Source organism: Vibrio sp. 10N.222.52.C3, from assembly GCF_041474195.1.
In the GTDB taxonomy this organism is placed as follows: domain Bacteria; phylum Pseudomonadota; class Gammaproteobacteria; order Enterobacterales; family Vibrionaceae; genus Vibrio; species Vibrio crassostreae_C.
This window is the reverse complement of record NZ_JBFRTQ010000186.1, coordinates 1-4,929: the sequence shown is the minus strand read 5'-3', so window position 1 is coordinate 4,929 and position 4,929 is coordinate 1. Positions and strand designations below refer to the sequence as shown.

Genomic DNA, 4,929 nt, shown 5'->3' with positions numbered 1-4,929 from the left:
GGAAAGCCGCGATGAACCATAAAAAAGGCCAACCTAAGTTGACCTTTCATCTAATCTAAACGGTGAGGTTTAAATTAAGCTTTTGCTTCAGCTGCTGCTTTAGCGATAGCTGCGAAGCTTTTCGCGTCTAGAGCTGCGCCGCCAACTAGAGCACCGTCGATGTCTGGTTGTGCGAAGTAAGCTGCTGCGTTTTCTGGCTTAACAGAACCGCCGTATTGGATAACAACTTTCTTAGCAACTTCTTCAGATTTCTCTGCGATGTGTGCACGGATTTGAGCGTGGATGCGTTGTGCATCTTCAGCTGTAGCTGCTTTACCAGTACCGATAGCCCAGATTGGTTCGTAAGCGATGATAGCGCCTTCAAGAGCTTCAACACCTTGAGTGTTGATAACAGCGTCAAGTTGACGAGCACATACTGCAACAGTTTCGCCTGCTTCGTTTTGTGCTTCAGATTCACCGATACAAAGAACTGGAGTTAGGCCGTTCTCTTTTAGGAATGCGAATTTCTTAGCTACGAACTCATCTGATTCGTTGTGGTATTCACGACGCTCAGAGTGACCGATGATGATGTGAGATGCGCCGAACTCTTTAAGCATTGCTGGAGACATGTCGCCAGTGAATGCACCGCTGTTGTTTAGGTCAGAGTTTTGAGCACCTAGGATGATCGCGCTGCCCGCTTCAGTAAGCGTACGCTCTGCTAGATCAACGAAAAGTGCTGGTGGAGCAACTGCTACGTCTACGCCTGTTACGCCTTCAAGTTCAGCGTTAAGACCGTTTAGTAGATCAACAACCATTTCTTTGCTGCCGTTTAGTTTCCAGTTACCCATAACTACAGGATGACGCATAGGAATATCTCCAAAGTATTTAAATAAATCGAATGTAAAAAAGTAAACTTTATTACGAAATAATATAACAGATTAATATCAACAGATCATGACTGTGGTCATGACTTTCTTGGATCTTACTCAATGGTCAGAGTAGATTTTGAGCATATATCAGTGATCCGGCAGACAGAATAATAGCTAACTTCTCGGATTTTTCATCGTTAGTTGTTATTAAGGGACAAACGATTGCGTTAACAACAGGAAGTAACAATGCCGAATCTAGTTCTAGAGTACTCCAATTCAGTGGATGAGCGAGTAAATATCCAAGGCTTACTGGAAGATCTCCACCAAGTCGCTCTCACATGTGGCTTGTTTGATGTGCCATCAGTGAAATCTCGTTCACTGCGTTGCCATAATTGGTTGGTCGGTGATGAGGAAGATAGTGTAGACTTTATTCATATCAGCTTTGAGTTACTTTCGGGACGAACGGAAGAGCAAAAGCGAGAATTGTCACGATCGTTAATGCAGATCCTGCAAGAACAAGCAAGTCATGTAAGAAGCTTAACGGTGAATATTCGTGATATGGATAAAAGTTGCTTTCAAAAAGTAATAAACTAACCATTGCTGCTGACTTTTAGCGGCGTATAAATTTGAGTATTTAAGATGTCGATGAAAGAATTACTGCTCTCTTTCAAGGGGAGAATTGGTCGTAAGACTTACTGGATTTGGAATGTTTTCTACTACATAGCGATTACCGGTTTTGCTTCAGGTATCTCTGTGTTGTTCCCTGCTTACTCTTATATCCTGCTACCAATCATCCTATTGATGCTTGTGATCCCAGACCTTGCGGTAACCGCTAAGCGCTGGCACGACCGCAATAAGTCTAATTACTGGCTACTATTGAATGTGCCATTAGTATTGGGTCGTTTAGCTTCGCCAATGGTTGCAACGACGACAGAGCCGGTATCGCCAATTCATATGGCGGCAACCGTCGCGGCATTAGTGTGTGGTTTCTGGATTCTGATTGAGTGTGGTTTGTTGAAAGGTACAGAAGGCCGTAATGACTACGGCGAAGACCCATGTAAATATTGAACAGCGAACCAATAAGAAGGGGGCATTACGCTCCCTTTTTCTTTTTAGTGCTTTGCTAATTTCAGTACATTTTAGGTTCGGTATTCGGCTTAAAAGGCACGACATTTTCAGGCAGAGATTCTTCAAAGCCGCAGCGCCCTTCGAGTGCATCTTGGAACTTACAGACCTGACAGCGCAGCTCTTGCATGAGTACGACATTGGCGTGGTGTGGGTTTTTACAACGGCTAACCACTAAGTCGATGTGACTTTGCTGCGCACGAAGTCGGTCTTGCATCACGTCTGAAGCCGAACAAATCATCTGTTCGCACATCTCGTGTTTGAATTGATTGAATGCTTTCGGGTCGCTTTTCGCGAGTTGGACAAGTTCATCAAAGGGTGGCAGTTTTTGAGCGGGTTGTGGATGCGCCATCATTCCTTCCTTAGCATTAAGCGTGTTTCATATGCTCTAAGCTTAAGAAAGAAATCTGTACAAATTTTAATCTATTTGTATTTTCTCAATATTGAGACGGTATTAGCCGATTACCTTTGCAATCAAAGGGCGGGTGTTAAGGTGTAAGTGCAGCGTCGTTCGCCAGCAATGATGTGCTCTGTACGGCTCACGTGACACTCATCTTTTAGTAACTCAGTAAACACGTTGAGCTCAGATTGGCACAGGCTAGGGCAGCGAGTTGCAGCCTTACAGATAGGGCAGTGGTTCTCAATCAAGATGTAGTGATCATCATGCTCTTGAAGCTCAGCCATGTAGCCTTCGTCTTCACGAAGCTGGGTGAGTTTTTTAAGCTTGCTGATGAGTGAATCACAGCCAGACAGCGCAGTTTGATACTGCTTAAGAGTGTGTTGTTCACGCTCGGCAGCAACCTTAGCCAGCCCTTCTTTACCAAATAGATTCTCGACAGCATCAATCACTTGAATGGTGAGTTCACCATGTCGGTCTGAAAATTGGTTATGACCTTGTTGAGTCAGGGACCAGTGGCGAGTCGGGCGACCCACTTTCACTTTCACATCATGAAACGCAAGAATACCGTCATCTTCCAGGCTTTGCAGATGTTGCCTTGCCCCCATTGTCGTCATGCCAAATTCTTCTGACAGTTGTTTCGCGGTTACCGCGCCTTGACGCTTAATGGTCTGTAAGATTCTGTCGCTTGTTTTCATACTATCCCTACCTAATGAACCTTACTATTATGAGGCAAGGTGTTTATAAAGCAAACCATTTACTATGTTGATGATAATTTACTCTATAGATAGCGTTTTACTCTATTGGCTGCCATGGTCAGATTCTGGTGCGCTAATAAAACAAAAGGCTGATACTAGGTATCAGCCTTGGAATATTCTGTTTCACCGAATTTAGGCTTACAGGATATGACCTACTACTTCTGGATCTTTACGCTCTAGGTAGTGGATAGATTTGATGCGGCGAATTGTACGGCAGCGGCCACGGATAAGCAGGGTTTCTGTGGTTGCGATATTACCTTGACGAGAAATACCTTCTAGCAAGTCACCCTTAGTGATGCCTGTTGCTGAGAATACAACGTTGTCGCTGCGTGCCATGTCTTCCATCTTCAATACGATACCCGCCGTTACGCCCATTTCTGCGCAGCGCTCAAGTTCAAGTTCACCGTGCTTGCGGTTCTCTTCTGTGTCGCCTTTCACTTCGTGGCGAGGTAGAAGACGACCGTGCATGTCGCCGTCGAGTGCGCGAATTACCGCCGCCGAGACCACACCTTCAGGTGCGCCGCCGATGCAGTACATGACGTCTACTTCACTGTCTGGCATACAGGTTAAGATAGAAGCCGCAACATCACCGTCTGGCACAGCAAATACACGAACGCCCATTGCTTGCATGTCGGCGATGACTTGATCATGACGAGGCTTAGCAAGCGTGGTTACGACTAGAGTATCAAGTGTTTTACCTAGTGCTTTAGCGATGTTTTCTAGGTTTTCTGTTAGTGGCAGTTCTAGGTCAATCACGCCTTTAGCGCCAGGGCCAACAACCAACTTTTCCATGTACATATCAGGCGCTTTAAGGAAGCTGCCTTTTTCGCCCGCAGCCAATACAGCCAATGCATTTGATTGGCCCATTGCTGTCATGCGTGTCCCTTCAATTGGGTCAACTGCGATGTCGACAGCGTCGCCGCCCACACCTACGTTTTCGCCGATGTATAGCATAGGTGCATCATCGATTTCACCTTCGCCGATAACAATCTCACCGCTAATTTCGGTTTTGTTTAATAGGCTACGCATTACTTCTACAGCAGCGCCATCTGCAGCGTTTTTATCGCCACGGCCAAGCCACTTGTAACCAGCTAGTGCTGCACCTTCTGTGACACGAGAGAATGACATTGCTAAATCGCGTTTCATGCGGACTCCAAAATTTTCAAAGGGGGAATAGAAATTTCGCGGCGAATTTTACCATATCCAAAAGGAAACGTTTGCCTTTTTGTTTTTTGGAGATTGCTCTCGATCAATTCGCAGTGGAAAACAGTTATTATTCATCAAAATAATCGGTTTGCCGTTGTGGCGGTAATCGTTCACGTCAATATTCGGTAAAAAGTGCTGTTTTTTTCATCGAATGGCGCAAAATATCGAATATATTGAGTGTTTATCCTTGCTCTGCTGAGTAGAATGGGGAAATAAGTGGAGTGAACCTTCACCATCAAACGGATAACTTAAAGGTAGGCCAGAATGTCTTTTGAAGTACTAGAGCAGCTAGAAGCAAAAATTCAAACAGCAGTAGATACAATTGCACTTCTTCAAATGGAAGTGGAAGAGCTTAAAGAAGAGAAACAAGCACTAGCAACAGAAGCTGGTGAGCTTAAAGCAAGCCGTCACGAGCTAGAGCAAAAAACTCAGCAAATGCAGGAAGAGCATTCAGCATGGCAAGATCGCATCCGTAACCTTCTTGGTAAAATGGATGAAGTAGAGTAATCGACTCTTCAGATTTAAAAAAACGCCCGCTACTCAGTAGCGGGCGTTTTTGTTGTGCGCCGAGCATGACGTTGATCTAGGAGGTGAA

Annotated in this window: 7 protein-coding genes; 3 read left to right on the top strand and 4 right to left on the bottom strand. The window is 45.0% G+C overall.

Annotation, left to right across the window (positions count from 1 at the left end; genetic code table 11):
* Window positions 1-74 precede the first annotated feature (74 nt).
* The gene (gene tpiA, locus AB4517_RS21655) at window positions 75-845 is read right to left on the bottom strand and encodes a triose-phosphate isomerase (RefSeq protein ID WP_017061158.1); all 771 of its coding nucleotides are present in this window, start codon (window positions 843-845) and stop codon (window positions 75-77) included.
* A gap of 249 nt (window positions 846-1,094) precedes the next feature.
* Between tpiA and AB4517_RS21650 the strand changes: the two genes are divergently transcribed.
* Window positions 1,095-1,442 (top strand): 5-carboxymethyl-2-hydroxymuconate Delta-isomerase, encoded by a 348-nt coding sequence (locus AB4517_RS21650; protein ID WP_017061157.1) that lies wholly within the window; start codon window positions 1,095-1,097, stop codon window positions 1,440-1,442.
* Window positions 1,443-1,487: 45 nt separating this feature from the next.
* Complete coding sequence (locus AB4517_RS21645; protein WP_017063673.1) at window positions 1,488-1,916, top strand: DUF805 domain-containing protein; 429 nt, start codon at window positions 1,488-1,490, stop codon at window positions 1,914-1,916.
* A 61-nt stretch (window positions 1,917-1,977) separates the two neighbouring features.
* Here the strand turns inward: AB4517_RS21645 and AB4517_RS21640 are convergent, their stop codons facing one another.
* From AB4517_RS21640 to glpX, 3 genes are all read right to left on the bottom strand, one after another.
* Window positions 1,978-2,325: a DUF3135 domain-containing protein gene (locus AB4517_RS21640; RefSeq protein ID WP_017061155.1), complete on the bottom strand. Its 348-nt coding sequence runs from the start codon at window positions 2,323-2,325 to the stop codon at window positions 1,978-1,980.
* Between the two features lie 122 nt (window positions 2,326-2,447).
* Complete coding sequence (locus AB4517_RS21635; protein ID WP_017063674.1) at window positions 2,448-3,068, bottom strand: metalloregulator ArsR/SmtB family transcription factor; 621 nt, start codon at window positions 3,066-3,068, stop codon at window positions 2,448-2,450.
* 198 nt (window positions 3,069-3,266) lie between these two features.
* Window positions 3,267-4,274 carry a class II fructose-bisphosphatase gene (glpX, locus tag AB4517_RS21630; RefSeq protein WP_017061153.1) on the bottom strand — a complete coding sequence of 336 codons (1,008 nt, stop codon included), beginning with the start codon at window positions 4,272-4,274 and terminating at the stop codon, window positions 3,267-3,269.
* Between the two features lie 324 nt (window positions 4,275-4,598).
* Here glpX and zapB point away from each other — a divergent pair, with 324 nt between their 5' ends.
* On the top strand, window positions 4,599-4,841 hold the full coding sequence (gene zapB, locus AB4517_RS21625; RefSeq protein ID WP_008219652.1) for a cell division protein ZapB: 243 nt from the start codon (window positions 4,599-4,601) through the stop codon (window positions 4,839-4,841).
* Window positions 4,842-4,929 lie beyond the last annotated feature (88 nt).

What these genes read in the sequence shown, in the direction of transcription:
- tpiA (WP_017061158.1), bottom strand. Translation starts at nt 845, where the DNA reads ATGCGTCATCCTGTAGTTATGGGTAACTGGAAACTAAACGGCAGCAAA.
- AB4517_RS21650 (WP_017061157.1), top strand. Translation starts at nt 1,095, where the DNA reads ATGCCGAATCTAGTTCTAGAGTACTCCAATTCAGTGGATGAGCGAGTA.
- AB4517_RS21645 (WP_017063673.1), top strand. Translation starts at nt 1,488, where the DNA reads ATGTCGATGAAAGAATTACTGCTCTCTTTCAAGGGGAGAATTGGTCGT.
- AB4517_RS21640 (WP_017061155.1), bottom strand. Translation starts at nt 2,325, where the DNA reads ATGGCGCATCCACAACCCGCTCAAAAACTGCCACCCTTTGATGAACTT.
- AB4517_RS21635 (WP_017063674.1), bottom strand. Translation starts at nt 3,068, where the DNA reads ATGAAAACAAGCGACAGAATCTTACAGACCATTAAGCGTCAAGGCGCG.
- glpX (WP_017061153.1), bottom strand. Translation starts at nt 4,274, where the DNA reads ATGAAACGCGATTTAGCAATGTCATTCTCTCGTGTCACAGAAGGTGCA.
- zapB (WP_008219652.1), top strand. Translation starts at nt 4,599, where the DNA reads ATGTCTTTTGAAGTACTAGAGCAGCTAGAAGCAAAAATTCAAACAGCA.